Origin of the sequence: Litorivivens lipolytica (assembly GCF_014191715.1) — a bacterium.
Lineage (GTDB): Bacteria > Pseudomonadota > Gammaproteobacteria > Pseudomonadales > Spongiibacteraceae > Litorivivens > Litorivivens lipolytica.
Map to the genome: position 1 here is coordinate 1,742,470 of NZ_JACHWY010000001.1, position 24,970 is coordinate 1,767,439.

At 55.8% G+C, this 24,970-nt stretch carries 27 protein-coding genes and 1 tRNA gene; 7 read left to right on the forward strand and 21 right to left on the reverse strand.

Annotated features, from left to right (window positions below):
* Window positions 1–53: 53 nt before the first annotated feature.
* The 3 genes from FHR99_RS08045 to FHR99_RS08055 all read left to right on the forward strand — a co-directional run bounded on the left by FHR99_RS08045 (window position 54) and on the right by FHR99_RS08055 (window position 4,214).
* Window positions 54–1,658 carry an ABC-F family ATPase gene (locus FHR99_RS08045; RefSeq protein ID WP_183409988.1) on the forward strand — a complete coding sequence of 535 codons (1,605 nt, stop codon included), beginning with the start codon at window positions 54–56 and terminating at the stop codon, window positions 1,656–1,658.
* A gap of 163 nt (window positions 1,659–1,821) precedes the next feature.
* Window positions 1,822–3,483 (forward strand): energy-dependent translational throttle protein EttA, encoded by a 1,662-nt coding sequence (gene ettA, locus FHR99_RS08050; RefSeq protein WP_183409989.1) that lies wholly within the window; start codon window positions 1,822–1,824, stop codon window positions 3,481–3,483.
* Window positions 3,484–3,671: 188 nt separating this feature from the next.
* Complete coding sequence (locus FHR99_RS08055; RefSeq protein ID WP_183409990.1) at window positions 3,672–4,214, forward strand: lipocalin family protein; 543 nt, start codon at window positions 3,672–3,674, stop codon at window positions 4,212–4,214.
* Between the two features lie 27 nt (window positions 4,215–4,241).
* Here the strand turns inward: FHR99_RS08055 and FHR99_RS08060 are convergent, their stop codons facing one another.
* A complete protein-coding gene (locus tag FHR99_RS08060; protein WP_183409991.1) occupies window positions 4,242–6,038 on the reverse strand; it encodes a carboxylesterase/lipase family protein in 1,797 nt (598 codons plus the stop codon).
* A gap of 65 nt (window positions 6,039–6,103) precedes the next feature.
* Entirely contained in the window at window positions 6,104–7,894 is a 1,791-nt protein-coding gene (locus FHR99_RS08065; RefSeq protein ID WP_183409992.1) for a cation:proton antiporter, read from the reverse strand.
* A gap of 124 nt (window positions 7,895–8,018) precedes the next feature.
* Here FHR99_RS08065 and FHR99_RS08070 point away from each other — a divergent pair, with 124 nt between their 5' ends.
* Both FHR99_RS08070 and FHR99_RS08075 read left to right on the forward strand, forming a co-directional pair.
* Window positions 8,019–8,534 (forward strand): glycoside hydrolase family 108 protein, encoded by a 516-nt coding sequence (locus FHR99_RS08070; RefSeq protein WP_183409993.1) that lies wholly within the window; start codon window positions 8,019–8,021, stop codon window positions 8,532–8,534.
* A 136-nt stretch (window positions 8,535–8,670) separates the two neighbouring features.
* Window positions 8,671–9,474, forward strand: a complete 804-nt coding sequence (locus FHR99_RS08075; RefSeq protein ID WP_183409994.1) for a sterol desaturase family protein — start codon at window positions 8,671–8,673, stop codon at window positions 9,472–9,474.
* 50 nt (window positions 9,475–9,524) lie between these two features.
* On the opposite strand, the gene FHR99_RS08080 is transcribed toward FHR99_RS08075, so the two are convergent.
* Entirely contained in the window at window positions 9,525–10,673 is a 1,149-nt protein-coding gene (locus FHR99_RS08080; RefSeq protein WP_183409995.1) for an acyl-CoA dehydrogenase family protein, read from the reverse strand.
* 88 nt (window positions 10,674–10,761) lie between these two features.
* On the opposite strand from FHR99_RS08080, the gene FHR99_RS08085 reads away from it, so the two are divergent.
* Window positions 10,762–11,238, forward strand: coding sequence for an Lrp/AsnC family transcriptional regulator (locus FHR99_RS08085; RefSeq protein ID WP_183409996.1), 477 nt, complete (start codon window positions 10,762–10,764; stop codon window positions 11,236–11,238).
* A 243-nt stretch (window positions 11,239–11,481) separates the two neighbouring features.
* On the opposite strand, the gene FHR99_RS08090 is transcribed toward FHR99_RS08085, so the two are convergent.
* Window positions 11,482–11,557, reverse strand: a tRNA-Lys gene (locus tag FHR99_RS08090).
* A gap of 196 nt (window positions 11,558–11,753) precedes the next feature.
* Between FHR99_RS08090 and grxD the strand changes: the two genes are divergently transcribed.
* A complete protein-coding gene (gene grxD, locus FHR99_RS08095; RefSeq protein ID WP_183409997.1) occupies window positions 11,754–12,089 on the forward strand; it encodes a Grx4 family monothiol glutaredoxin in 336 nt (111 codons plus the stop codon).
* 72 nt (window positions 12,090–12,161) lie between these two features.
* Here the strand turns inward: grxD and queC are convergent, their stop codons facing one another.
* The 17 genes from queC to FHR99_RS08180 form a co-directional block, all read right to left on the reverse strand.
* The gene (queC, locus tag FHR99_RS08100; protein WP_183409998.1) at window positions 12,162–12,842 is read right to left on the reverse strand and encodes a 7-cyano-7-deazaguanine synthase QueC; all 681 of its coding nucleotides are present in this window, start codon (window positions 12,840–12,842) and stop codon (window positions 12,162–12,164) included.
* A 3-nt stretch (window positions 12,843–12,845) separates the two neighbouring features.
* Window positions 12,846–13,496 (reverse strand): 7-carboxy-7-deazaguanine synthase QueE, encoded by a 651-nt coding sequence (queE, locus tag FHR99_RS08105; RefSeq protein ID WP_183409999.1) that lies wholly within the window; start codon window positions 13,494–13,496, stop codon window positions 12,846–12,848.
* Window positions 13,497–13,559: 63 nt separating this feature from the next.
* Window positions 13,560–14,312, reverse strand: coding sequence for a tol-pal system protein YbgF (ybgF, locus tag FHR99_RS08110; RefSeq protein WP_183410000.1), 753 nt, complete (start codon window positions 14,310–14,312; stop codon window positions 13,560–13,562).
* Window positions 14,313–14,334: 22 nt separating this feature from the next.
* Window positions 14,335–14,844: a peptidoglycan-associated lipoprotein Pal gene (gene pal, locus FHR99_RS08115; protein ID WP_183410001.1), complete on the reverse strand. Its 510-nt coding sequence runs from the start codon at window positions 14,842–14,844 to the stop codon at window positions 14,335–14,337.
* Window positions 14,845–14,962: 118 nt separating this feature from the next.
* Window positions 14,963–16,258, reverse strand: a complete 1,296-nt coding sequence (tolB, locus tag FHR99_RS08120) for a Tol-Pal system beta propeller repeat protein TolB (RefSeq protein WP_183410002.1) — start codon at window positions 16,256–16,258, stop codon at window positions 14,963–14,965.
* Window positions 16,255–16,992, reverse strand: a complete 738-nt coding sequence (gene tolA, locus FHR99_RS08125; RefSeq protein ID WP_183410003.1) for a cell envelope integrity protein TolA — start codon at window positions 16,990–16,992, stop codon at window positions 16,255–16,257. The genes tolB and tolA overlap by 4 nt, the downstream gene beginning before the upstream one ends.
* Before the next feature lie 3 nt (window positions 16,993–16,995).
* Window positions 16,996–17,415 (reverse strand): protein TolR, encoded by a 420-nt coding sequence (gene tolR, locus FHR99_RS08130; protein WP_246386474.1) that lies wholly within the window; start codon window positions 17,413–17,415, stop codon window positions 16,996–16,998.
* Window positions 17,416–17,424: 9 nt separating this feature from the next.
* Window positions 17,425–18,111: a protein TolQ gene (gene tolQ, locus FHR99_RS08135; protein WP_183410004.1), complete on the reverse strand. Its 687-nt coding sequence runs from the start codon at window positions 18,109–18,111 to the stop codon at window positions 17,425–17,427.
* 1 nt (window position 18,112) lies between these two features.
* Window positions 18,113–18,514, reverse strand: coding sequence for a tol-pal system-associated acyl-CoA thioesterase (gene ybgC, locus FHR99_RS08140; RefSeq protein WP_183410005.1), 402 nt, complete (start codon window positions 18,512–18,514; stop codon window positions 18,113–18,115).
* Window positions 18,514–19,584 carry a Holliday junction branch migration DNA helicase RuvB gene (gene ruvB, locus FHR99_RS08145; RefSeq protein WP_183410006.1) on the reverse strand — a complete coding sequence of 357 codons (1,071 nt, stop codon included), beginning with the start codon at window positions 19,582–19,584 and terminating at the stop codon, window positions 18,514–18,516. Before ruvB ends, ybgC begins: the two co-directional genes overlap by 1 nt.
* Before the next feature lie 63 nt (window positions 19,585–19,647).
* Complete coding sequence (gene ruvA, locus FHR99_RS08150; protein WP_183410007.1) at window positions 19,648–20,250, reverse strand: Holliday junction branch migration protein RuvA; 603 nt, start codon at window positions 20,248–20,250, stop codon at window positions 19,648–19,650.
* Window positions 20,247–20,774 (reverse strand): crossover junction endodeoxyribonuclease RuvC, encoded by a 528-nt coding sequence (gene ruvC, locus FHR99_RS08155; RefSeq protein ID WP_183410008.1) that lies wholly within the window; start codon window positions 20,772–20,774, stop codon window positions 20,247–20,249. Before ruvC ends, ruvA begins: the two co-directional genes overlap by 4 nt.
* Window positions 20,775–20,838: 64 nt before the next feature.
* On the reverse strand, window positions 20,839–21,585 hold the full coding sequence (locus FHR99_RS08160; RefSeq protein ID WP_183410009.1) for a YebC/PmpR family DNA-binding transcriptional regulator: 747 nt from the start codon (window positions 21,583–21,585) through the stop codon (window positions 20,839–20,841).
* Window positions 21,586–21,588: 3 nt separating this feature from the next.
* Window positions 21,589–23,361 (reverse strand): aspartate--tRNA ligase, encoded by a 1,773-nt coding sequence (gene aspS, locus FHR99_RS08165; RefSeq protein WP_183410010.1) that lies wholly within the window; start codon window positions 23,359–23,361, stop codon window positions 21,589–21,591.
* A gap of 61 nt (window positions 23,362–23,422) precedes the next feature.
* Complete coding sequence (locus FHR99_RS08170) at window positions 23,423–23,668, reverse strand: FmdB family zinc ribbon protein (protein WP_183410011.1); 246 nt, start codon at window positions 23,666–23,668, stop codon at window positions 23,423–23,425.
* Window positions 23,669–23,844: 176 nt separating this feature from the next.
* Entirely contained in the window at window positions 23,845–24,303 is a 459-nt protein-coding gene (locus FHR99_RS08175) for an HU family DNA-binding protein (protein WP_183410012.1), read from the reverse strand.
* 226 nt (window positions 24,304–24,529) lie between these two features.
* The gene (locus FHR99_RS08180) at window positions 24,530–24,934 is read right to left on the reverse strand and encodes an HIT domain-containing protein (RefSeq protein ID WP_183410013.1); all 405 of its coding nucleotides are present in this window, start codon (window positions 24,932–24,934) and stop codon (window positions 24,530–24,532) included.
* Window positions 24,935–24,970: the final 36 nt, after the last annotated feature.

The following is a 24,970-nucleotide window of genomic DNA, read 5'->3' on the forward strand; positions in this document are numbered from 1 at the left end:
TTCAAACTCTCTACATTTCTCTCGCTGCGCTGCACGCGCAAAGGATTTTCTTTTTGATCACCACCGCCAATATCACCATGCAATTTGGTGCCAAGCCCCTGTTTGAAAATATCTCGGTAAAGTTCGGCGGCGGCAACCGCTACGGGCTGATCGGCGCCAACGGCTGCGGCAAGTCCACCTTTATGAAAATTCTGGACGGCAGCCTCAAGCCCACCTCCGGCAATGTGTCCACCGACCCGAATGAGCGCATCGCCAAGCTGTCTCAGGACCAGTTCGCCTTTGAGAAATTCACGGTCATCGACACCGTGATTATGGGCCACACCGAGCTGTGGGAAATCAAACAGGAGCGCGACCGTATCTATTCGCAGGCAGAGATGTCTGAAGAAGACGGCATGAAGGTCGCCGAGCTGGAAACCCGGTTTATGGAGCTGGACGGCTACAGCGCCGAAAGCAGCGCCGGTGAAATTCTGCTCGGCGCGGGTATTGATTTGGAATACCACTTTAGCCCGATGAGCGAAGTCGCTCCCGGCCTGAAATTGCGGGTACTGTTGGCCCAGGCCCTGTTTTCCGATCCGGACATCTTGCTGCTGGACGAGCCCACCAACAACCTCGATATTCACACCATCCGTTGGCTGGAAGACGTGCTCAACCAGCGCAAAAGCACCATGGTTATCATCAGCCACGACCGCCATTTTCTGAATGCTGTGTGCACTCACATGGCGGACATCGACTACGGCGAGCTGCGCGTTTACCCCGGCAACTACGACGATTTCATGACCGCCTCCACCGCCGCGCGCGAGCGACTGCAGGCCCAGAACGCGAAAAAATCTGCGCAGATTGCCGACCTGCAGCAATTTGTCAGCCGCTTCTCCGCCAACGCCTCCAAGGCCAAACAGGCCACTTCCCGCGCCAAGCAGATCGAGAAAATCCAGCTCGACGAGATCAAAGCCTCCAGCCGGGTATCGCCCTATATCCGCTTCACACAGGAAAAGAAACTACACCGTCAGGCGCTGACGCTGGAAAACATCGGTCACGGTTTTGACGAAACCCTGTTTGCCAAGGGCAATATGATTCTCGAGGCGGGCAGCCGGTTGGCGATTATTGGCGAGAACGGTGCTGGCAAAACCACCCTACTGCGCTGCCTGATGGATGAGCTGCAAATTAACGAAGGCGTAGTGAAGTGGGCGGAGAACGCCACGCTGGGCTACTGCCCTCAGGACAGCAGCAGCGATTTCGACAACGACCTGAACCTGTTCGACTGGATGAGCCAATGGCGCAAACCCAACCACGACGACCAGATTGTGCGCGCCACACTGGGCCGCTTGCTGTTCTCCTCGGATGATTTCAACAAGCAAGCCAAGGTCTGCTCAGGGGGCGAAAAGAACCGCCTGCTATTCGGCAAACTGATGATGATGGACACCAACGTGCTGATCATGGACGAACCGACCAACCATCTGGATATGGAGTCCATCGAGGCCCTGAACCTCGCGCTGGAGCACTACGACGGCACCCTGATCTTTGTCAGCCACGACCGGGAGTTTGTCTCCTCATTGGCCACCCGCGTGATCGAAATCAAGAATCAGCAATTGATCGATTTTCAGGGTACTTACGACGAGTATCTGGCCCAGCAGGAAGTGGAAAGCCGCAAGGCTGGATGAATCCCCTCACCCCGGCCCTCTCCCTCTGGAGAGGGGGCGCACTGAAGCCAGAATATAGGTTCCCTCTCCCGAGGGAGAGGGGAAAACTGCTTCGCAATTGATTCAAAGGCGCAAGTCAGCTAACTTGCGCCCACCTCTCAAACGCAAGTCACGGGAACCCAACATGGCCCAATACGTATACACCATGAACCGGGTCGGCAAGGTTGTGCCGCCCAAGCGCGAAATCCTTAAAGACATCTCATTGTCGTTTTTCCCCGGCGCCAAGATCGGCGTACTCGGTCTGAACGGGGCCGGTAAATCCACCCTGCTGCGCATCATGGCTGGCGTGGACACCGAATTTAACGGTGAAGCCCGCCCCCAGCCCGGCATCAAGGTCGGCTACCTGCCCCAGGAACCGGAGTTGGATGCAGAAAAGACCGTACGCGAAAGCGTGGAAGAAGGTCTGGGCGAAGTAAAAGAAGCCCAGGCTGAGCTGGAAAAGGTCTACGCCGCCTACGCTGAGCCCGACGCTGACTTCGATGCACTCGCCAAAAAGCAGCAGCAACTGGAAAACATCATTCAGGCCGCGGACGCCCACAATCTGGATCACCAGCTGGAAGTGGCCGCCGACGCCCTGCGTCTGCCCCCGTGGGATGCCAAAATCGCTAATCTGTCGGGGGGTGAAAAGCGCCGCGTCGCCTTGTGTCGCCTGCTGCTGTCCGGCCCGGATATGCTGCTGCTAGACGAACCCACCAACCACCTGGATGCCGAATCTGTAGCGTGGCTGGAGCGCTTCCTCTGCGACTTCAGCGGCACAGTGGTCGCCATCACGCACGATCGCTACTTCCTCGACAACGCCGCCGGCTGGATTCTGGAACTGGACCGCGGTCACGGCATCCCCTACGAAGGCAACTACTCCGACTGGCTGGAAGCCAAGGAAAAACGCCTGGAAATGGAAGCCAAATCCGAAGCCTCGCGCAAGAAGACTATCGAGTCGGAACTGGAATGGGTGCGCAGCAACCCCAAAGGCCGCCGCGCCAAGAGCAAGGCTCGTCTGCAGCGCTTTGAAGAACTGCAAAGTCAGGAATTCCAGACCCGCAACGAAACCAACGAAATCTACATTCCACCGGGCCCACGCTTGGGCGACAAGGTGATTGAGGTCAATGGCATCAGCAAGTCCTACGGCGACCAACTGCTGTTCGACAACCTGAGCTTCTCCGTGCCCAAGGGCGCCATCGTCGGCGTGATCGGTGGTAACGGTGCTGGTAAGTCGACTCTGTTCCGCATGCTCACCGGCAAAGAAACGCCTGACAGCGGCAGCATCGAGATGGGCGAAACCGTCAAGCTGGTTTCTGTGGATCAGATGCGTGACAACCTCGACGACAGCAAAACCGTATGGGAAGCCGTCAGCGACGGTCACGACATTCTCAACATCAACGGCTACGAAGTGCCTTCGCGCGCCTACATCGGCCGCTTCAACTTCAAAGGCTCCGACCAGCAAAAACGCGTTGGCGAACTGTCCGGCGGTGAGCGCGGCCGTCTGCAACTGGCCTGCACACTGCGCCAAGGTGGCAACGTATTGCTGCTCGACGAACCCTCAAATGATCTGGACGTGGAAACCCTGCGCGCTCTGGAAGAAGCCCTGCTCACCTTCCCCGGCTGCGCCATGGTGATCTCTCACGATCGCTGGTTCCTCGACCGTATTGCCACACACATCCTCGCCTACGAAGGCAACTCGGAAGTAGTGTTCTTTGAAGGCAACTACACCGAGTACCACGAGGATCTGATCGCGCGTAAAGGCGAGAAGGCTCAGCCAGAGCGGGTGAAGTACAAAAAGTTGAAGTAAGCAGTGAAGGCGCGAGATTGCTTCGCCAGGCTCGCAATGACGGGGTGTTGTACTATCAACAAGCCCACACCGTCATTGCGAGGAGTGCAACGACGAAGCAATCTCAAGCCGAATGGCATAGACCTCACGCGTTTGCTGCTACACTTGTTAAAAAACAATAGTCTGCAAAACAACAAGGTAGCACGCACATGAGACCTCTTCTGATTCTGCTTACTACTGTCTTCCTCAGTGGCTGCATGGGCATGCCCGACAAGGTCCAGCCCGTCGATAACTTTGAACTTCAGCGCTATCTGGGCACCTGGTACGAAGTTGCCCGCCTCGATCATTCCTTTGAACGCGGCCTGGAACAGGTAACCGCCGAGTACACCCTGCAAGACAATGGTACGGTTGAGGTGCGCAATCGCGGTTTCGACACCAATGAGGGTGAGTGGAAGGAAGCGGTCGGTAAAGCCAAGCTTGCCGCCGAACCCAATCAGGGCTATCTAAAAGTTTCCTTCTTTGGGCCTTTTTACAGCTCCTACGTTATTTTCGAGCTGGGCAAGGATTACGACTACGCCTTTGTCAGCGGTTTCAACAACGATTACCTGTGGCTGCTGTCGCGCACGCCAACCATCGACGACGCGCTAAAGCAGCGTTTCCTGAGCGAAGCCGCCAGCAAAGGTTTTAACACCGACGAGCTCATTTTTGTCGATCAGCAAAATCGCGATGACGCCGAGCTGAGCGGGCACTGACTCTCGCGGAGCGCTGGCTTACTCACATCAAGGCGAAGCAAACGCGCGCTGATAGGGATCAATCTCTGAGCACTGCGCTGCCGTATATTCCTGCTGACTCCAGTATTCGCGACTTTGGAATCCGGTGAGGAAGAGCTCGACATATATTTTGCAACGTAGGTCATGGGAAGCAATGGATGATGTCAGGCGCTGTTTGAGGGCTGACACGCTGTCTGACTCAGACACCATTCGAACGCCGTTATCGGCATCGGTATCAAACACCATCCGTACTTCATGCTGCGCATCCCAAGGTTCCCATTGCGGTGATTGGCCGTTGCCACGCCCTGGATCACCACTGCGCGCAAACTCCCCCCAGTAGCCCATCATGGTTTGCGAAAGCTGTTCTCGTCCGGGAAGATTCTCTTCGTTGTAGAGAAAAGGGAGGCTGATGCCGCCTTCGAAATCACCAAATACGAAACCCAATTCCAGGGCGTGCCCGGCACCCAGTACCGAGGGCATATCAACCAACCAGTTAGAGGGCGTTTCGTCCCAATCAAAGCGGTAAGCGTACACGTTTGGGCCATCGTTGGCCGCCAGCAAACGGGCGGGCTCATCCACTGAAAGCACCTTCCACTGGTCAGAATACAGCGCAGCCAAGGTGTCGTAGTGCTCCTGGTCTTTTACTGTCGGAAACAGCCCAAAACGCTGGGTGACTAACGTTTCATCCTGCGCCATAAACACTTTGGACTCGTCCCGGTTAGTACCAACCATGATTGGCACCCGGTTATAACCGCTACCGCTGGCAAAGGCGGCCTGCAGTGAGGTCAACGGCAGCACCTTACCATCACGAATATTGCTTGGAATCGAGTACATACCGAAACCTCCCGCTTCAAACACGGAGTGCAGATCAGCGATGGACAAAGCGCGCAAGCTGCTCTCAGTCACGGTGCTTAGAACACCAGCCTCGCGCAATGCTTGAATGACATTACCGGAGCTGTTGGGTGCGCCGCGCGGTGACTGATCCGATGTGTTTTCCGCCCAACTGCGCTCAACCGTTAAGGTTGAACCGCTTTGCACAATAGCCCGATGAAACAAACCGCTGGCAGACGGTGAAGCAATCAGCGCGTAAACATTGCGTCCACCCGCGGATTCACCAAATACCGTCACGTTATCCGGATCACCACCAAACGCTGCAATATTCGATTTCACCCACTTAAGAGCCGCGACAATATCCAGCAGACCATAATTGCCGGAGACATCTTCAGCACTTGCATCTTCATTTCGCAAGGCCTCATGACTGAACCAGCCAAGCACACCAAGCCGGTAATTTACCGTTACGACAATAACCTGCTGACTACCCGCGAGATGATGCCCGTTGTAGGTATTGCCGGTACCCACGCTGTTACCGCCACCGTGAACCCAGACCATAACGGGCAGTTGCGCCGCCGCGAGTTCAGTAGGCAACATCGCTGGCGCCCAGACGCTCAAGGTTAAGCAATCTTCAGAGCCGACCAACTCGCCTTCGTCACCGGGAACCCCAGCACTGCCACCCCAAAACTGCACACAGGGTGGGCCGACCTCCAGCGCGTTGCGCTGCCCCGACCAAGACGCGAGAGATCGCGGTGCCTTCCAGCGCAATTCGCCTACCGGGGGTTGTGCAAAGGGGACTCCACGCCAGGCGTGAGTTTCGAATTTATCGCGATAGCCCACTATTTCGCCCGCAGGTAGCTTACGCAGCGATTGCGGATCAGCAATTCGTTCCGGCGCTGGCTCATCGCCACCCACAAACAGATAACCACTCACAGCCGCGACAACAATGACCGCCAATACCAATCCCTTGCGCATAACCGCGCCCTCTCATTATTGTGATGTTGCGCTATACAGTAAGCTGGCCGTCAGGCGCTGGCAAATCAGCTCTGGGCCGGCGGCACAAAACTCAGCAAGGTATCACCCACTTTTAAACTCGGGTTTTCTTTTGCCACCCAGTTCAGTCGCCCCTCTTTATCGACGACCGCTACCATGATGGCGTCATCAGGCAATTGCATGATGATGTCATCGCCACTGTATTCTTCGGTGACACGGGTTTTCTGAAAGCGCCAGTCGCGGATCAGATTGTTCCACAGGGTGCCAAAGGTCACCTTACGGGAAAATACGCTAACGCCGCGCCGAACGTGTGACACCCTGCGACGCTCGTTCTCTTCACTGTTCTCGGAGTCGGTCAGCTGATACACACGGTTGCGACCGATCTCGGAAGCAAAGTGATTGCACACCATTGAGTTGTAGGCGACATTACCAGTCGCGGCCAGCATGACTTTTACGCCATCGAGTTCCAGTGCTTCTTCAGCCCGTTCAGAGAGAATCTCACCGTACCAGGTTGGCACACCCTGCTGGCGAGCAGGTCGCAGGCGCGCCCAATCCGTATCAGCCAGCATTACATCAACTTTCAATTCTTTTAGAACCTTAGCCAGTTCGACCGACCAAGGTGAGGCACCGACAATCAAAACCCGACCAGAACCTTCCGCCCGCAGGCGCAGGCGCGATGCCAGTGGCCCGAGGCTGAAGCCATGCAAAATCACCGTTGCGAAGATCACCAGAAAAACCGCAGGCACCAGTAATTCAGCGCCCTCGTAACCCGCCTCAATCATGGCCGGTGCAAAGGCACCTGCTGAAGCGGCCGCCACCACGCCGCGCGGCGCAATCCAGCCCACCAGCAAACGCTCCTGCCAGGGCATGTTGATACGCGCAGTGGAGATCCAAACCGTAAGCGGACGTACCACAAACAGAAAGGCCAGCAACATCGCAATCAGCTGCCAGTTGATTTCGGTCAGCACGCGCGGCTCGAGTGAGGCGGTGAGAATCACGAACAGGAAGGACACCAGAATAATAGTGATGTATTCCTTGAAGCGGCGCATTTCTTCAATACTGCGCAGCCCCATATTGCCCATCACCACACCCATGACGGTGACTGCCAGCAGGCCGCTTTCATGCAGCACCAGATGCGACAGGGCATAAACGCCAAGCGCCACCGCAATAATCATCGGCGCCTTTAAATACTCCGGCACCCAGCTGCGACGAAAAGCAAAACCCAGCAGGTAGCCACCGCCGCCGCCAACCAATACCGCAATAACAATCGCTTCCGCCAGCGTATACAGGGCATGCCCCAGCCCGGTCGCTTCGCCGGAATAGAGGAAGTACTGGTAGACGATTACCGCCAGCATCACACCGAGAGGGTCATTAATGATACCCTCCCATTTCAGGTAAGACGCGGTGCGACGATTCAGGTTGGCATGCTTAAGTAGCGGCATAATGACCGTCGGCCCGGTCACGACCAAAATGGCACCCAGCAACAGCGCCACGGGCCAGCCTAAACCACCGACAAAATGTGCCGCCACGGAACCCAGCACCCAGGCAACCACCACCCCCACCGAGGTCAGGCGGCGCACCACACGACCGGCTTCGCGCAGCTCATGCAGTTGCAGATTCAAGCCGCCTTCAAACAGGATCACTGCCACAAACAGCTGGATGACTGCATTCAGACTCGGGCCAAAGTCCACCGCCGGTTTTACCCAGCCGGAAATCGGCCCCAGAATCAGGCCAGCCGTTGCCAACAGCACAATGGCGGGTATTTTCAGGCGCCAGGCCAGCCATTGGCACAAAATCCCGCTGACCAGAATAACCACCAGTGCCAGTGACAACTCCATGCCTTCTCCCCTTTTCAACTGTTCTCAGCTTAGTGCTACGTAAGAAATGGCGCCATGTGATTTTTGACGCCGCACAAAAGACGGGTGTATTGTTTTGGCAACAGGCGTAAATAAGAGAATAACAATGGCCGAATTCGAACCTGCCTATGAGGAAATGATCCGCAACGAGGGTGGCTACATTCTGCATAATGTGCCCGGTGATCGCGGCGGCGACACCTACGCTGGCATAGCCCGGCGCTACAATCCGCACTGGTCTGGCTGGCAATATATAGACAATGACGACCTGCAGAACCCCGCCCTCAGCGACAGCGTCAAAGCGTTTTACCGCGACCAGTTCTGGCGCCGCCTGCGTGGCGACGAGATTACAGACCAGCGGATTGCCGAAACCCTCTTTGACTTTGCGGTAAACGCCGGTCTAGGCACGGCGGTCAAACTGGCCCAGAACGTCCTCGAAACCCACCCCGACGGCATTCTCGGCCCAATAACCGTCGGCAAGCTCAACGCCTACCCGGCACAGGAATTCCTCTACCGCTACGCCATGGCGAAGGTGGCCCGCTACGCCGAAATCGTCAATCGCGACGGCAGCCAGTCCAAGTTTTTGCTGGGCTGGATCAATCGGACCCTGAAGGGCGTGGCCTAAGGAACGACCGCTTCACAGCTACCCCCTAAAATTAAAAGCCGTTCAGAATCGGCAAATTTTGCGCGCACCCACTTTAAAACACATGTTTTATTGCCTATGATAATCTCCATTGCGACTCACGGGAGTGGAGACCACCATGACAACACAACAATGGGCCCTGACAGCGGTCGCTGGACTCTTTGTACTCGGCTTTGTCATAGAGCTGATTAACAGCCGAAAGCTTCCAGAGCGGCCCACCGCGCGTGATTATCTGCTTTCTATTGGCGGCCTGACCGGGCAGGCGATTTCCAGCCGTGTTGTTGGTGCCTTATTCGGCTTTTTGCTGGTCTGGATGATTCCGCAGCATGCCGGGAGCCTGGAAGATGCGCCGTTCTGGCCCGCCTTCCTGTTACTGTGGGTGAGTGAGGAATTCTGCTTTTATTGGGTGCACCGTTTTGCCCACACCAACAAACATTTCTGGAAGCTACACCGCACTCATCATTCCGCCAAACAACTTGGCATGCCCGTGCTGTTCCGCTACAACATATTCTGGCCCATGCTGCAGCCACAAGGCTGGTTTGCGGTTATCGCCATCTACCTGGGGCTGGAACACGTCTATCTGCCCTTTATCATCATGACCTTCGGCATTGGACTGCTCACCCATGTGCAGTGGCGCTGGGATCTCAAACTTCACCAAATCCCGTCGTTGCGCCCTTTTATGTGGGTTCTGGAACGCGTGATCACTCTGCCCGACACCCACCACGCGCATCATGGCCTCGGCAAAAATGGGCGCATTAAAAGCAACTATGCGACCTCACTGATTTTATGGGATGTGATATTCGGAACAGCCTACTTCCCGCACGGCAAGCAAGAGCGCTTCGGCCTAGGTCCGCGCAAACTCAATACACTTGAGGAACTCGCGTGGCCGGTATTTCGGGAAAAATCGAAGGCAGGCCAGTAGAACAAACACGCAAAAACACTGCGGGTATACACTACCCGCAGCAAACAAGATCAGCTCAAAATATCCCTAGAAATCACCAAGCGCTGAATCTCACTGGTACCTTCATAGATGGAGGTAATCCGCACATCGCGCGCCATCCGCTCCAGCGGATATTCCTTGTTATAACCATTCCCGCCCAACAACTGCAGGCCGGTATAACAGGCTTTATTGGCTGCTTCGGTGGCAAACAACTTTGCCATGGAGGCCTGTGTTGCGAAGGGTTTGCCCGCCTCTTTTAAACAGGCCGCCTGCATTAACAGAAGGCGCGCCGCTTCCATTTCGGTGTAGCCATCGGCCAGCATCCACTGCAGACCCTGAAAGTTCGACAGGGGCTGACCAAACTGTTCACGCTCTTTAATGTAGTCACGACCGTAGTCCAACGCGGCCTGGCCAATGCCCAGCGCCAGCGAACCGATGCCAATACGACCGCCGGCCAATTCACCGAGGGCCACCTGCAGCCCGCGATTTTCCTCACCCATCAGGGCACTGGCGGGAATGCGACAGTCTTCAAAGTACACCGCATTGGTTGCCGAGGCTTTCTGGCCCATCTTTTCTTCTGCCGGGCAAACCACAAGACCGGGGATACCGTTTTCCACCAAAAAAACCGAGATGCCCTTTCCACGCTTAGCAGTTTTATCGGTCACGGCCCACACTACAAACACGCCGGCGTATTCACCGCTGGTGATATAGGCTTTGGAACCGTTAAGGATATAGCTGTCGCCATCTTTAACGGCTGTGGTGCGCATACCGGCCGGATCAGAACCTGCGCCCGGTTCGGTCAAACAGAATCCGCCGGCCGCATATTCACCAGAGGTAATTTTGGGCAGATACTTTTGGCGCTGCTCTTCGTTGCCCATCGCCTGAATCACTTCCGCCACCATATTGGTGACCGAGGTCGTTACGGCCGTTGAAGCGCACGCCTTGGCCAGCTCCGTAATCGCCAAACTGAAGGCCACCACGCCAGCTTCGGTGCCGCCGTATTCAGCCTTGATGTTTAAACCCATAAAGCCGAGTTCCGCCAGCTTTTTGAGATTGCCCATAAAGGCGTCTTTTTCTTCACCCTGATCAAACTTTGCCGCCAGCGGTGCCAGTTCGCTTTCGGCAAACTGAGTGGCGGTGTCGCGAATCATGGTTTGTTCTTCGCTGAGTTGAAAATCCATACCTGTCTTATCCCATGTGTGAGACCCGTGTTGCGTAGACCTATATTCTCGATATAGTGGAATAATTATTCTTTAATTAGGACTGAAAATGGCTACAGAACTCAGCAAGCAGGACATTACGATCTTGGATATTCTGCAGAAAGACGCCAGCAAAACCTCGACTGAAATTGCTGAAACACTGAATATGTCACAGTCGCCGTGCTGGCGTCGCATCAACCGTATTGAGCAAGCCGGATTCGTCCGGAAGAAAGTTGCTCTGTTGGACAGAGAAAAACTCGGCATGGAACTGGTGGTGTTTACCACCGTGAACCTGACGACTGTGGGTCGACAATATCTGGAAGATTTTGAAGACGCCGTTCGCACGCTGCCCGAAGTGATCGAGTGCTACACCATGACCGGCGTCTGGGATTATATGCTAAAAGTGGTGGCCAAAGACATTCGCCACTACGAGGTATTCGTGCGCGAACGCCTGCTGAGCCTGCCGATGGTAGGTGAAACCCACTCCCACATTGCCGTAACGGAAATCAAAAATACCACAGAGCTGCCGCTCGACACTCAACTTTAGTCTGGTTAGGAAATGAAAGTTGTCCGTAGGAATTCTTGAGCTTAATTGCTGACCCGACGGCGGCGGTGAGTCGTGCTGGATTGATGATTTCGGCCTCAGGGCCGCAATCACCCCTGCGGGGCGCCTCAGCGATGCTGCGGCGTCTAAAACGCTGTGCGTTTTGTCGAACCAGCTTGAGGAAACAAAAACCAGAAAGGCCCGCATACAAAAAAGCCCCGCTCATTTGAGCGAGGCTTTTGTGTATGGTGGGTCGTGCTGGATTCGAACCAGCGACCAATTGGTTAAAAGCCAACTGCTCTACCAACTGAGCTAACGACCCTTAAAGAAGGCGCATATGGTAATGATTTCCTGACAAAAGACAACCTTTTTTTGGAGAAATTTAAGCGCGCTAAAACTGACTAAAAATGCATCAGCTTTGTGTGCCGACAGCGCCGTCATTGCGAGCGTTTTGTGGTCTAAACCTGTAAAATGGCGCGCCTAGCGTACTTGTGAAACCGATTCAGCAGGTGGTAACCATGGATATTATCGAAACGATCAAAAAGCAGATCGAAGACAACCCCATCATCCTCTACATGAAGGGCTCACCCAACCAGCCCCAGTGTGGCTTCTCGGCCCGCACCTCACAGGCGGTTATGGCCTGTGGCGAGCGCTTCGCCTTTGTTGACGTGCTGTCCAACCCGGACGTGCGCGCCAACCTGCCGAAAGTAGGCAACTGGCCGACCTTCCCCCAACTGTGGGTTGAAGGTGAGCTGATTGGCGGCTGCGACATCGTCTGCGAAATGCACGAGAATGGTGAGCTGCAGACCTTGCTCAAGGAAGTTGCCGCAAAGCACCCCGCTCCCCAGCAGTAATCCCGTTACGCCATAACAAAAACGCCCTGATGATCAGTCAGGGCGTTTTTGTTATTGGTCGTCAACTAGGCCTCAAACGTAGCGGGTTGGATCATTGACCCCGGCCGCCACAAAGCCTTCCCGCCGCAGGTAGCAGCTGTCGCATTTTCCGCAGGCACGGCCGTCACTGTCCGCCTGGTAGCAGGATACGGTCAAGGCATAGTCTACCCCTAATGCCATGCCTCGCTGGATGATCTCGGCCTTGCTCAAATCGATGAGTGGCGTGCGAATGCGCAGGGGGTGCCCCTCGACACCGGCCTTGGTCGCCAAGTTAGCCATAGTCTCAAAGGCTTTGATAAAGTCCGGGCGGCAATCCGGGTAGCCCGAGTAGTCCACCGCATTGACCCCGATAAAAATATCATCCGCTTCAAGCACTTCGGCCCAGCCCAGCGCAATGGAAAGAAACACCGTATTGCGCGCCGGCACGTAGGTGATGGGGATACCGCCCTCATCACTGTGATCCGGCACCGCGATCTTGTCGTCAGTGAGCGCAGAGCCACCAATGGCGGTCAGATCCAGCGGAATGACCTTGTGCTCGGCGGCCCCCAGATCTGTAGACACACGGCTGGCTGCCAACAGCTCAGCCCGGTGACGCTGGCCGTAATCGAAGGCCAGTGCATAGCACTCATAGCCTTCCGCGCGGGCCATCGCCAGTACGGTGGCGGAATCCAATCCACCGGAGACTAGAATAACAGCGCGTTTTTTAGCAGTCATAACTCAGCGGCCCGGCTCATCGTTCCAGAGAAGTTTGTGCAACTGGAGCTGAAACCGTACCGTAAGGTTATCAGCGACAATCCAGTCTGCGAGTTCGGATGCGTTTTGCTGCCCGAAGCTCGGCGAAAACAGCACCGCACCCACTTTGTCCGACAGCTGATAGTGATCAAGCTGGAGACGAGCCCAGTCATAATCTCGCCGCGAGCAGATAACAAACTTGACCTGATCATGTGCTGTGAGCAGCGGGATGTTGTCCCACAGGTTACGACTGCTTTCGGCAGAATCCGGGGTTTTCAGATCGACCACCCGGGATACGCGCGGATCGACCTTATTAACCGGCATGGCGCCGCTGGTTTCCAGCGAGACCTCATAACCGGCGTCACACAAAGCCGTGAGCAGGGGTATACAGGATGGCTGGGCCAGCGGTTCGCCGCCGGTCACACAGACATGACGCGGCAAAAACGCCGCGACTTTTTCCAGCACTTCGGCCTGAGTGAGCCGCTCGCCACCGTGAAAGGCATATTCGGTATCGCAATACTGGCAGCGCAAAGGACAGCCGGTCAGGCGCACGAAGACCGTCGGCAGGCCCACAGTGAGTGCCTCACCCTGCAGGGAATAGAAAATTTCAGTAATGCGCAGGCTGGTATCGGTCATAAATACAAAAATCCCGGCATAAGCCGGGATTGGAATTCCGGGGAAGGCAATGATACCCGATTGTCAGAAATTATCCTGCAGGAATTGCCGGGCGAATTTAATCGCCGAGCGGTTGCTGTCGCCGTGCTTGGCAATCAGCTCACTCAGGATTTTCTTGGAGGCCGGTTTATTACCCGACAGAAAATGCACCTTACCGAGCTTATACATGGCATCGGGCACCTTGCTGTGATCCGGGTACTGCTTCAACAGAGAGCTAAAGGCAGCTTCCGCTGCTTTGAGATTGCGCGGAGTTTTCACCAACTGCAACTCACCCGTCCAGTAAATGGCATTGGGTGCGTAATTGCCTTGGGGAAAACGCTGCAGAAAATCTTCAAAGCCGGCAATTGCCTGCTCAAACTGCTTGGCCTTAACCAACTCATAGGCCTCACGATAAGCATCGACTTCCTCAACCGGCACGGTTCCGGTCGCAACGGTTTTGTTGCTGCTGGAGCCGCTGGAGCGGGAGCTAGCACTGCCACCGGCACCACCGATGCGGCGATCCAGTTCAATGTAGCGATCCAGGCTCTGCTGTTTGAGGGTTCGAATCTCGTGACCCTGCTCCTCCACAATACCGCGCAGTTCCATCATTTCCCGCTGAAGGGTTTTCAGCTGGCTGTAGATTTCCATCTGCAGGGATTGTTCGGTAGGGATTTCACCCACGGCTTGAGCGGGCGCTCTGCCGGCGGGGGGCTGGGTAGCATCATAAATGGGCGCCTGGGCCCACAACTGTGCCGACAGCATTGCTGCTGCCGGCATCAGGTATTTCAGTACGTTCATTTAACCGCTAAGTCGGACTGAATTACTTCAGTTCAACGCGACGGTTTTGTGACCAGGCAGATTCGCCCTGACCGAAGGCTACCGGGCGCTCTTCACCGTAGCTAACGGTTTCGATGCGGTAGCGAGAGATGCCGTTCAGCACCATGTAGTCAGCAACAGCCTGGGCACGACGCTCACCCAGAGCAATGTTGTACTCACGAGTACCGCGCTCGTCAGCGTGACCTTCCAGACGGATGGTACCTACTGAGTCTTTCAGGAAAGAAATCTGGGCATCCAGATTACGACGAGCTTCAGCAGTCAGAGTCGATGAATCAAACTCGAAGTAGAAAACCGTTTGCAGGTTTTTCATTGCTTCTTCGCGATCGATCTCGGCCTGAGATTTGGCAGGCTGAACGTTGGCAGAACCGTCAAAACCTGACAGAGATTGACCGCTGTCTACTTCACCGCCTTCCTCAGTATCAGTGCTAGAACAGGCCGCCAGCATCATCGCTGCGAAAACCACACCCAACATCTGCAATTTTTTGATTTCCATGGACTTCCTCTATTTCTCCAAAAAGTGTCTCTGGCTAGACAATAACACATTCATCTGGTTCGAAAGAATGTGACGCTTTGAGACTACTGTCAACGATAACTCGTGAAGTAGCCAACAATTACTTCAAAAATGGCGACCAGGCCGGTTCTCGCACATCGCCATAATCTGACGGCAATCGATAGTGCACATTGCCGTCAACCGACACCGCAGCCAACACGCCTCTGCCCTGATGCTTCGTCGCATACAGCAGAATCGTGTTGTTAGGCGCCATACTCGGGGATTCATCCAGCGAAGTTTCGGTGAGGATGGATACCCGGTTGCGCTTCAAATCCTGCAGGGCAATGTGGAACTGACCGTTTACACGGTGCACCATCACCAAGCCCTCTCCACCTTTCAGTACACGACCACGCGCATTGTAGTCACCCTCAAAGGTCAGGCGCTGAACTCGCTCGGACCGCAAATCAACGCGGTAGATTTGCGGCTTACCACCCCGATCAGAGGTAAAGATCAGGGAGTTGTTGTCCATCCAGTCCGGCTCTGTGTCAATCGCGAAGTGATTGGTCACTCGCCGTAGAGCGCGCGTCGCCAAATCCATCACGTAGATTTCCGGGTTACCATCCTTGGAGAGCACCATCGCCATCGACTTACCGTCTGGCGACCACACGGGCCCACCGTTAATACCCCGGAAATTGGTCAGCTGAACGCGCTGCGCAGTATCCAGATTGTGCATGTAAATAGCGGGACGGGTGGTTTCGAAGGAGACGTAGGCAATGATTCTGCCATTGGGCGCCCAGGTTGGTGCGAGGATGGGCTCACTCTGCTCGAGCAACACTTGCTCGCGGGCACCATCAATATCACTCATCACCAGCCGGAAGACCTGTTTTCCACCCTCCAGCCTGCGCGCGGAAACATACAGAAGCTTTGTTGCAAAAGCGCCTTTTATATTTGTTATTTTTTCATATATCTGATTACTGATGCCGTGGGCCATGTCCCGAACATTGGCGCGACCACCCCGCTCTTCGCCGGTCATCATCTTGCGCTGAAGGTTAACATCGAACAGGGTGAACTCTGCCGCATAACCGCCTTCCGGCAGGCCGCGGGTTTTGCCAATCACCAGATAGTCGACACCGAGCGAACGCCAGTCGCGGTAGAACACCTCGGCCTCGGTTTTGGGCTGACTGAGCATATCGGCCGGACTCATCGGCTCAAACTGACCGGTGCGGTGCAGGTCGGAACCGACGATGGCCGCAATATCATCCGGCAGCGAGACCCCGGCTTCCCAGCCGAAGGGCACAACAGCGATCGAGACCGGCTTGTCGCTGCCGCGGGTGATTTCGATGGTCAGCTCCGCCTGCGCCAGCGCGCTCACAATCATGCCACCACACAACAGCAGGCTGGCCACTATCTTTCTCATCGCCGTAAATCCTCCGGTCGGAAATCAAAGACAAAGGTTTCAAAATACTGCTTGAACACCCGGTATTCCACATTCTGCAGCTCCGGGAAGCCGCCGACTTTCTGCACTGCCTGCAGGGCCGATCGGTCAAAGGCTGCATCACCGCTACTGTCGATAACCTTAACATCCACGACTTCGCCCGTGGGAATCAGGCGAATACGCAGCTTGACCCGCATGCCGTCACGCGCGCTCGGCGGGCGACTCCAGGCCAACTCTACCGCACGCGCTATCCGGCTCTCGTAAGTCGCAGCGACCTGACGCTGTTCCTGCGCCTCGAGCAGCTCTTCATCTTCAGACAGGGCGCTTTCCAATTCCCGACGCTGCTGTTCTTTAAGGGCATCACGTCGCGCCTGCTCCGCCTTCTCCTGCTCAGCCTTCTTTTTAGCCTCATCGACCTTGGGCTTGGGCGCCGGCTCTTTTTTCGGCTCGGGTTTGGGCTGGGGTTTGGGTTCCGGCTTAGGAGCAGGCTTGGGCTCGGGTTTTGGTGCTGGCTTGGGTTCTGGTTTGGGCTTCGGCGCTGGTTTGGGTTTGGGCTGAGGTTTTTCCAGCACCACCAACTCAGCATTGACGAACTTGGGCATGGGGCGAGCCAGCAGCTTGTCTTCAGCATCGGGAAGGCCAAACACCAGCAAAGCGATGCCAATACCATGCATCAGCAGGGTTAACAGGAGCGGTTTAATAAATGAGAGCCACATAGGCTAGCGGGGATTTTCCGTCACAAGCCCAACTGATGGCGCACCGGCACCCTGCAGCGCGGCCATCAGGGTAACCACTTCACCGTAGCGGACGGCCTCATCGCCCCACACCAACACTTTGGTTTCGGGCTTTTGCTTCATGACCTTGCGCACACGCTCGGTAATATCATCCAGCGCACGAGCCTTTTCCGCATCACCCATATTAATGTAGAGAGTACCGTCGGCTTTGACCGATACGATCAGGGGCTCATCATCCTGTTCGCCCATCGGCTCGGCCGGGGCTTTGGGCAATTCCACTTTAACGCCCTGCATAAGCAGCGGCGCCGTCACCATAAAAACAATCAGCAGCACCAGCATCACGTCGATATAGGGAACGACGTTCATCTCGGCCATGGGTTTGCGTTTTTTGCGCGCGGCTTTCATAACGCCCCCTTAGCGGCTGCTGTGTACCTGACGGTACAGCAGGCTGGAAAATTCCTCGGCAAAAGTCTGGTACTTGTTTTCGAGAGAATCCGCAGTGGCCGAGAAGCGGTTGAACGCAACCACCGCAGGAATCGCTGCGAACAGACCCATTGCGGTTGCCACCAAGGCCTCGGAGATACCCGGCGCCACAACCGCCAGCGTGGCCTGATGCATGGTCGCCAAGCCCTGGAAAGAACCCATGATGCCCCACACCGTACCTAACAGACCGACATAGGGGCTGGTGGAACCAACGGTGGCCAGAAACGGCAGGTTTTTCTCGAGACTGTCATCTTCGCGTGACAACGCAACACGCATGGCGCGTTCGGCACCATCCATAATCACTTCGGGGCTGGCATTCTTGCGGCGCAGACGATTGAACTCCTTAAAGCCTGAACGGAAGATACTTTCGGTGCCGATAGCGCGATAGCCTTTTTCCGCCTTGGCGCTGCCTTCCTGATACAGGTCGCCGAGATCAATACCAGACCAGAACTGTTGTTCAAACAGACGGTAGGCACGCTGGGCCGCACTAAAATAGGACCAGCGCTGGATAATGACGAACCAGGATACAACCGACGCCAGCACCAGAATGCCCATGATGCACTGTACAAACAGGCTGGCATTCAGAATCAGATCCATTATCGTGAGTTCGTGGTTCACCTTATTCTCCGTTTTGCAGTTGCGCGCGCATATCAGCAGGAATTCTTCGGGGTTTCAAGCTCTGACGGTCAACACAGGCGACTTGAACAGACCCCTGACATAAAATTTCAGAACCGCGTCTCACCGATTGCTCAAAGGTAATAGAAACACCCCGAACCGCAGAGACTGCAGCCGTGACGATAAGTTCATCGTCCAGCGTTGCCGGTTTTAAATATTTGATGGCGGTCTCGGTCACCACAAACATACTGTCGTGACTGAAGATGGCCGTTTTGCCGTAACCGGCCGAGCGCATCCATTCGGTGCGAGCCCGCTCCATAAACTTGAGGTAGTTGACGTAATAGACAATACCGCCAGCGTCAGTATCTTCTATATAGACACGAACTGGCAGGGAATATTCACGCATCAGCCCTCATCCCGATCATCAAGGGGCAGTTGATCTTGGGCTTGGGTGTGAGCTTGGCTGTGCGATTGGGGCAGCTTCAAACCGAAGTGACGGTAAGCGCTCTGGGTCACAACCCGGCCACGCGGGGTGCGAATGATATAGCCTTGCTGAATCAAATAGGGCTCAAGCACATCTTCAATGGTGCCACGCTCTTCGCTAATCGCCGCCGCCAGTGAGTCGACACCGACCGGGCCACCATCGAACTTTTCGATCATCGCCATCAACAAGCGGCGGTCGAGACGATCGAAGCCAAGGGCGTCGACCTTCAGCATATCCAGCGCCCGGTCAGAGATGCCCTTATCGATAAAGCCATCGCCTTTCACTTCCGCGTAGTCACGAACGCGCCTGAGCAGGCGATTGACAATCCGGGGGGTACCCCGCGCCCGGCGTGCAATTTCCAAGGCACCGCCATCGTCAATCCCGATACCCAGAATCCCGGCCGAGCGCTTAACAATATGCGTCAGATCCTTAACCTGATAAAACTCCAGCCGCTGCACAATGCCGAAACGATCGCGCAATGGCGAGGTCAGTAGACCGGCGCGGGTGGTGGCGCCCACCAGGGTAAAGGGGGGCAGATCCAGTTTGATGGAGCGGGCCGCAGGGCCTTCGCCAATCATGATATCGAGCTGGTAATCCTCCATCGCCGGGTACAGCACCTCCTCCACATGGGGGCTGAGACGATGGATCTCGTCGATAAAGAGCACATCACCCGGCTCAAGATTGGTCATCAACGCCGCCAGATCGCCCGCCTTTTCCAGTACCGGGCCGGAGGTGGTTTTCAAGGAAACACCCATCTCGTTGGCGAGAATGGAAGCCAGCGTGGTTTTACCCAGACCGGGCGGACCGAAGATCAGGGTGTGATCCAGCGGCTCTTCGCGCTTGCGGGCAGCGCTGACAAAAATCTCCATCTGCTCGCGCACCGCTTCCTGACCGACATAGTCCGCCAAGGTTTTCGGGCGAATCGCGCGATCCAGGTTTTCTTCCTGGGGATCTTGTTGCTCGGGCGCTATCAGTCGGTCGGTTTCAATCATCAGTCAGTTCATTCAGTTTGGGAGGTATGCCCTCACCCTAACCCTCTCCCACAGGAGAGAGGACTATTTCTTACCTATCATAGCCTTCAAGGCCTGACGGATTAAGTCTTCCACGGCCAGCCCTTCGCCCTCAACCGCGGCAATGGCTCGCGCCGCTTCTTGTGGCTTGTAGCCCAACGCGATCAGGGCCTCTTCGGCCTCGCCTGCGGCATCAGCTTTAACGGCTGACGCATGAGTGACCGGCGCACCGGCGACGGGCTCGTAATCCTTGAGCTTGTCGCGCATTTCAATCACCAGCCGCTCGGCAGTTTTCTTGCCTACGCCGGGCAACTTCACTAATGCCGCCGCATCTTCCGCCAGCACCAGCGCCACAAATTCACCGACATCGACACCGGAGAGAACGGTCAGTGCGAGTTTCGGGCCAACGCCGTTCACCTTGATCAGATCGCGAAACAGAGCCCGGCTTTGTGCGTCGATAAAGCCGAATAGTTGCTGGGCATCCTCGCGGACAACGTGATGCGTCAGAAGAATAACTTCGGCGCCGACCTCCGGCAGTTGATAGAGGGTGGTCATGGGAACCAGCACTTCGTAACCGACACCAGCGCACTCAACCAGTACTTCCGGTGCACGCTTTTCGACTAGCGTGCCGCGAATTCTTCCTATCAAGACAAACGTCCCCGTCGCATCCGACCGCGCACGGTCGGTTGATTCAATTTATTCAAACTCTGCTGGCTGTGGGCGTGGCACAGCGCCGCCGCCAGCGCATCGGCAGCATCTTCCTGCGGCGCGGCCGGCAACTTCAGCAGGGTTTTTACCATATGCTGCACCTGCTCTTTATTGGCTGCGCCCGTTCCCACCACCGACTGTTTGATCTGGCGGGCGGTGTATTCCGCGACCGGCAAGCCGCGACTCACGCAGGCGGTTACCGCTGCGCCGCGAGCCTGGCCCAGCTTGAGCGCACTGCCGGCGCTCTTCGCCATAAACACTTCCTCCACCGCGACTTCGGTGGGGGTGTGCTCTTCAAGAATCTCGGAAATACACTCAAAAATCACTTTCAGGCGAGCAGGCAGAGGGCCAACCGGCAGGCGGATTACGCCGCTGCTGATATAGGTATGCTGACTGCCTTCACAGGCAATCAGACCGAAACCGGTTTTTACGGAGCCGGGGTCAATCCCCAGAATGATACGCATGGTCACCGCCTGCGAAAGCCGCTCGCGGGGGAGCGGTCATCCTTATTCTATGCAGGGGAGTGTATCAGGAAAGTGCTTCCAGCACTGCGTCGGGAATCTCGGCATTGGTGTAGACATTCTGCACATCGTCGAGATCTTCCAGCATATCGATCAGACCCAGAATGGTTTCCGCGCCGCTCTGATCCAGCTCAACGGTGGTCGAGGGCTTCATGGTCACCTCGGCATTGGCCGGTTCGAAACCCGCCTCAACGATGGCGTTTTTGATCGCAGTGAATTCTTCCCACGGTGTATAGACGTCGATGGAGCCGTCGTCGGTGGCCACCAGATCATCCGCACCGGCTTCCAATGCCGCTTCCATCAGCGCATCTTCATCGGCACCGGGCGCGAAGCTGATCAGGCCCACACGGCTGAACAAGTAGGCAACGGAACCATCAGTACCGAGATTGCCGCCGCGCTTGCTGAAGGCATGGCGCACTTCGGCCACGGTGCGATTGCGGTTGTCGGTCATGCATTCCACGAGCACCGCAACACCGCCAGAGCCGTAGCCCTCGTAGGTCACTTCTTCGTAGTTGCTGTCGTCACCATCACCCGTGCCACGCGCAATGGCCTTTTCGATGGTGTCTTTCTTCATGTTGGCCGCAAGGGCCTTGTCCATGACCGCGCGCAGTCGCGGGTTGTCCTCGGGTAGTCCGCCACCCATTTTGGCAGCGACTACAATTTCACGAATAATCTTGGTGAACACCTTGCCGCGCTTAGCATCCTGCGCGGCCTTGCGGTGTTTTATATTGGCCCATTTACTGTGGCCCGCCATGACTTACCCCTGTTTTTCCTCGGTTTTGCGCAGACGGATATTGAGTTCAGTGAGCTGCTTGCTTTCCACCACACCGGGCGCATCAGTCATCAGACAGGCGGCGGTCTGGGTTTTGGGGAAGGCAATAACGTCACGAATAGACTTGGCACCGGTCATCAGCATCACGATGCGATCCAGACCAAAGGCCAGACCACCGTGGGGCGGGCAGCCGTATTTCAGCGCATCCAAGAGGAAGCCAAACTTCTCGTCGGCCTCTTCCGGGCCGATACCCAGAATGCGGAATACCGCCTGCTGCATATCGCTCTTGTGAATACGGATCGAACCACCGCCCAGCTCGGTGCCGTTCAGCACCAGGTCATAGGCTTTGGACAGGGCAGCACCGGGGTTGGCTTCCAGCTCTTCCGGCGAGCAGGTCGGCGCGGTGAAAGGATGGTGCAGTGAAGTCCAGCCGCCATCGATTTCTTCGAACATGGGGAAGTCGACCACCCACAACGGTGCCCACTCGCGCTCGATCATGTTCAGGTCTTCGCCCAGCTTCACCCGCAGCGCGCCGAGGGCTTCGTTGACCACCGACGTTTTGTCCGCACCGAAGAAGATGATATCGCCATCGGCCACCGCCAGACGCTCCATCATCTGCATAACGATGTCGTCGGGCATGAATTTCAGAATCGGTGACTGCAGGCCTTCAACGCCCTTGGCCAGTTCGTTGACCTTGATCCAAGCCAGACCTTTGGCGCCGTAAATGCCGACAAATTTGGTGTACTCGTCGATTTCCTTGCGCGACAGCTTGGCACCGCCGGGCACTTTCAGCGCCGCAACGCGGCCTTTCGGATCATTGGCGGGACCGTTGAATACCTTGAAGTCGACCTGTTGCATCAGGTCTTCCACGTCGGTCAGCTCCAGCGGAATACGCAGGTCCGGGCGGTCGCTGCCAAAGCGCAGCATAGCCTCGGCGTAGCTCATGCGCGGCAGATCGCCGAGATCGACGTTGAGTACCTGTTGGAACAGCTCGCGGATCATGCCTTCGGTGATGGCCATGATCTCGTCCTGATCCATAAAGGAGGTTTCAAGGTCGATCTGGGTAAATTCGGGCTGACGGTCGGCGCGCAGGTCTTCGTCGCGGAAACATTTGGCGATCTGGTAGTAGCGATCCATGCCCGCCACCATCAGCAGCTGCTTGAACAGCTGAGGCGACTGGGGCAGCGCGAAGAATTTGCCAGCGTGGGTACGGCTGGGCACCAGATAGTCGCGGGCACCTTCTGGGGTCGCACGCGTCAGAATCGGCGTTTCAATATCCAGAAAGCCGTTGCTGTCCAGATAGTTGCGCAGAATCGAGGTGATGCGCGAACGCAGACGCAGCTTGTCAGCGATGTCATTACGGCGCAGGTCGAGGAAACGGTAGCGCAAGCGTACGTCCTCACCCACGTCGGTATGGGTATCGAGCTGGAAGGGCGGTGTTTCAGAGCTATTCAGAATTTCCAGCTCCTTGCCCAGCACTTCGATTTCACCGGTCGCCATATTTGGGTTCACGGTGCTCTCGGTACGGGCGCGCACGCGACCTTTCACCTGCAGAACGAACTCACTGCGCACCTTGTCAGCGCGCTGAAAGTGCTCTTCGGTATCCGGGTCAAACACCACCTGTACGATGCCATCGCGGTCGCGCAAATCCAGGAAGATAACGCCGCCGTGGTCCCGGCGCCGGTCTACCCAACCGCATAAGGTGACTTCCTGATCAATGTGTTCCTTGCGGAGAGTGCCGCAATAATGGCTTCGCATTCGTTCTGTCCTGTATCGTTCCGGGCCGCCGCGAGGCACCCGAATTCGTCTTAAAGTAAAATCAGCTGGCGTCGGAGCTAGAGGAGCCGCCGGAACCTCCCCCACCCGCAATATTCTTGCGATTGCCGGATTTAAAGTCGGTTTCATACCAGCCACCGCCTTTCAGGCGGAAACCGGCAGCGGAAATCCGCTTTTTCAGGGTCGGCTTGTTGCAGCTGGGGCAATCCACCAGCGGGTCATCACTCATTTTCTGGATGGCTTCCAGCTCATGAGCACAGTCTTCGCACTTGTATTCGTAAATTGGCATAACGAAATCCTCGCTACCTTACCTTTCATTAGCGCCAGGGGCGCTAGAGCCAACGGGGGAGGATGCCCCAAAAAAGGAGCCGGATTATACCGTAAACAGAGGAGAGGGATAAATGGCAATGGCCGACAAGGGGCCAAGAGAACGGAAGCCGGCCCCGAAAGAGGCCGGCAGGGCTATCAGGAAGCGTATTCCTTGAGCTTTTTCAGCGGGCGGATCTTCACCGCGATGCTGGCAGGCTTGGCCTTGAAGGTGGTCTCTTCGCCAGTGAAGGGGTTGATGCCCTTGCGTGCCTTGCGAGCAGGCTTCTTCACAGTAACCACTTTCATCAGGCCAGGAATGGTGAACTCACCCAGGCCTTTCTTGGACACGCTGCGACCGATCAGAGATTCCAGCTCGTCCATCACCGCAGATACCTGCTTGCGGTTCAGATCAGTAGCGGTAGCGATCTCGTTGAGGATCTGACTCTTGGTCATTTTCTCTTTGATCGGGCCAGTGGCCTTTTTCTTCGGTGCTGCTTTCTTAGCAGCTACTTTTTTGGCGGGTGCTTTCTTAGCAGCGACTTTCTTAGCAGGCGCCTTCTTGGCGGCAGCTTTTTTGGCCGGTGCTTTCTTCTTCGGAGCAGCTTTCTTTGCCATACGCGATAGTCCCATTTTGTTGTTTGAGTAGGTTTCCCCGACAGGTCGTTAGGTCATATATCAGTAGACAATCTGTTGATTTCACACTGTATATATAGAGCCTGCGCAAGATATAAGCGCATCCCGTACTGTAATACAAGGGTTTTCAGGCAAAAAAGGCTTAAATTTTGTTCGATTTGATCAGAAATTCGGCTTTTATGCCGAGTACCAAACCGGACTTTCGAAATCAGCCGATCAGAATTCTTTTCAACGCTTCGACCTGCGAAGCCAATTCCGATTCATCGTAGGCCTTTGCCGGATGAACTCCCCACACCGGTTTTGGCCACGCCGCGTCGCTACTGAATCGCGCAATATGGTGTATGTGCAGTTGCGGAACCATATTCCCCAGCGCCGCAACATTCATTTTTTCTGCCTTAAAATAGTCCGCCATCGCCTGCGAAACCGCACTGGATTCACGCAACAATTGTTGCTGATCGGTATCGCTCAGCTCAAAGATTTCCCTTATACCTTCTCGCCGGGGCACCAGAATGACCCACGGGTATTGGGCATCATTCATCAGCAACACCCGGCACAGGGTGAGGTCACCCAGCTCAATCGTATCGGCAGCTAATCGCTCGTCCAGTTGAAACATGCTCTCTCCTGTGTCGCCGCCCCTAACAATCCGACC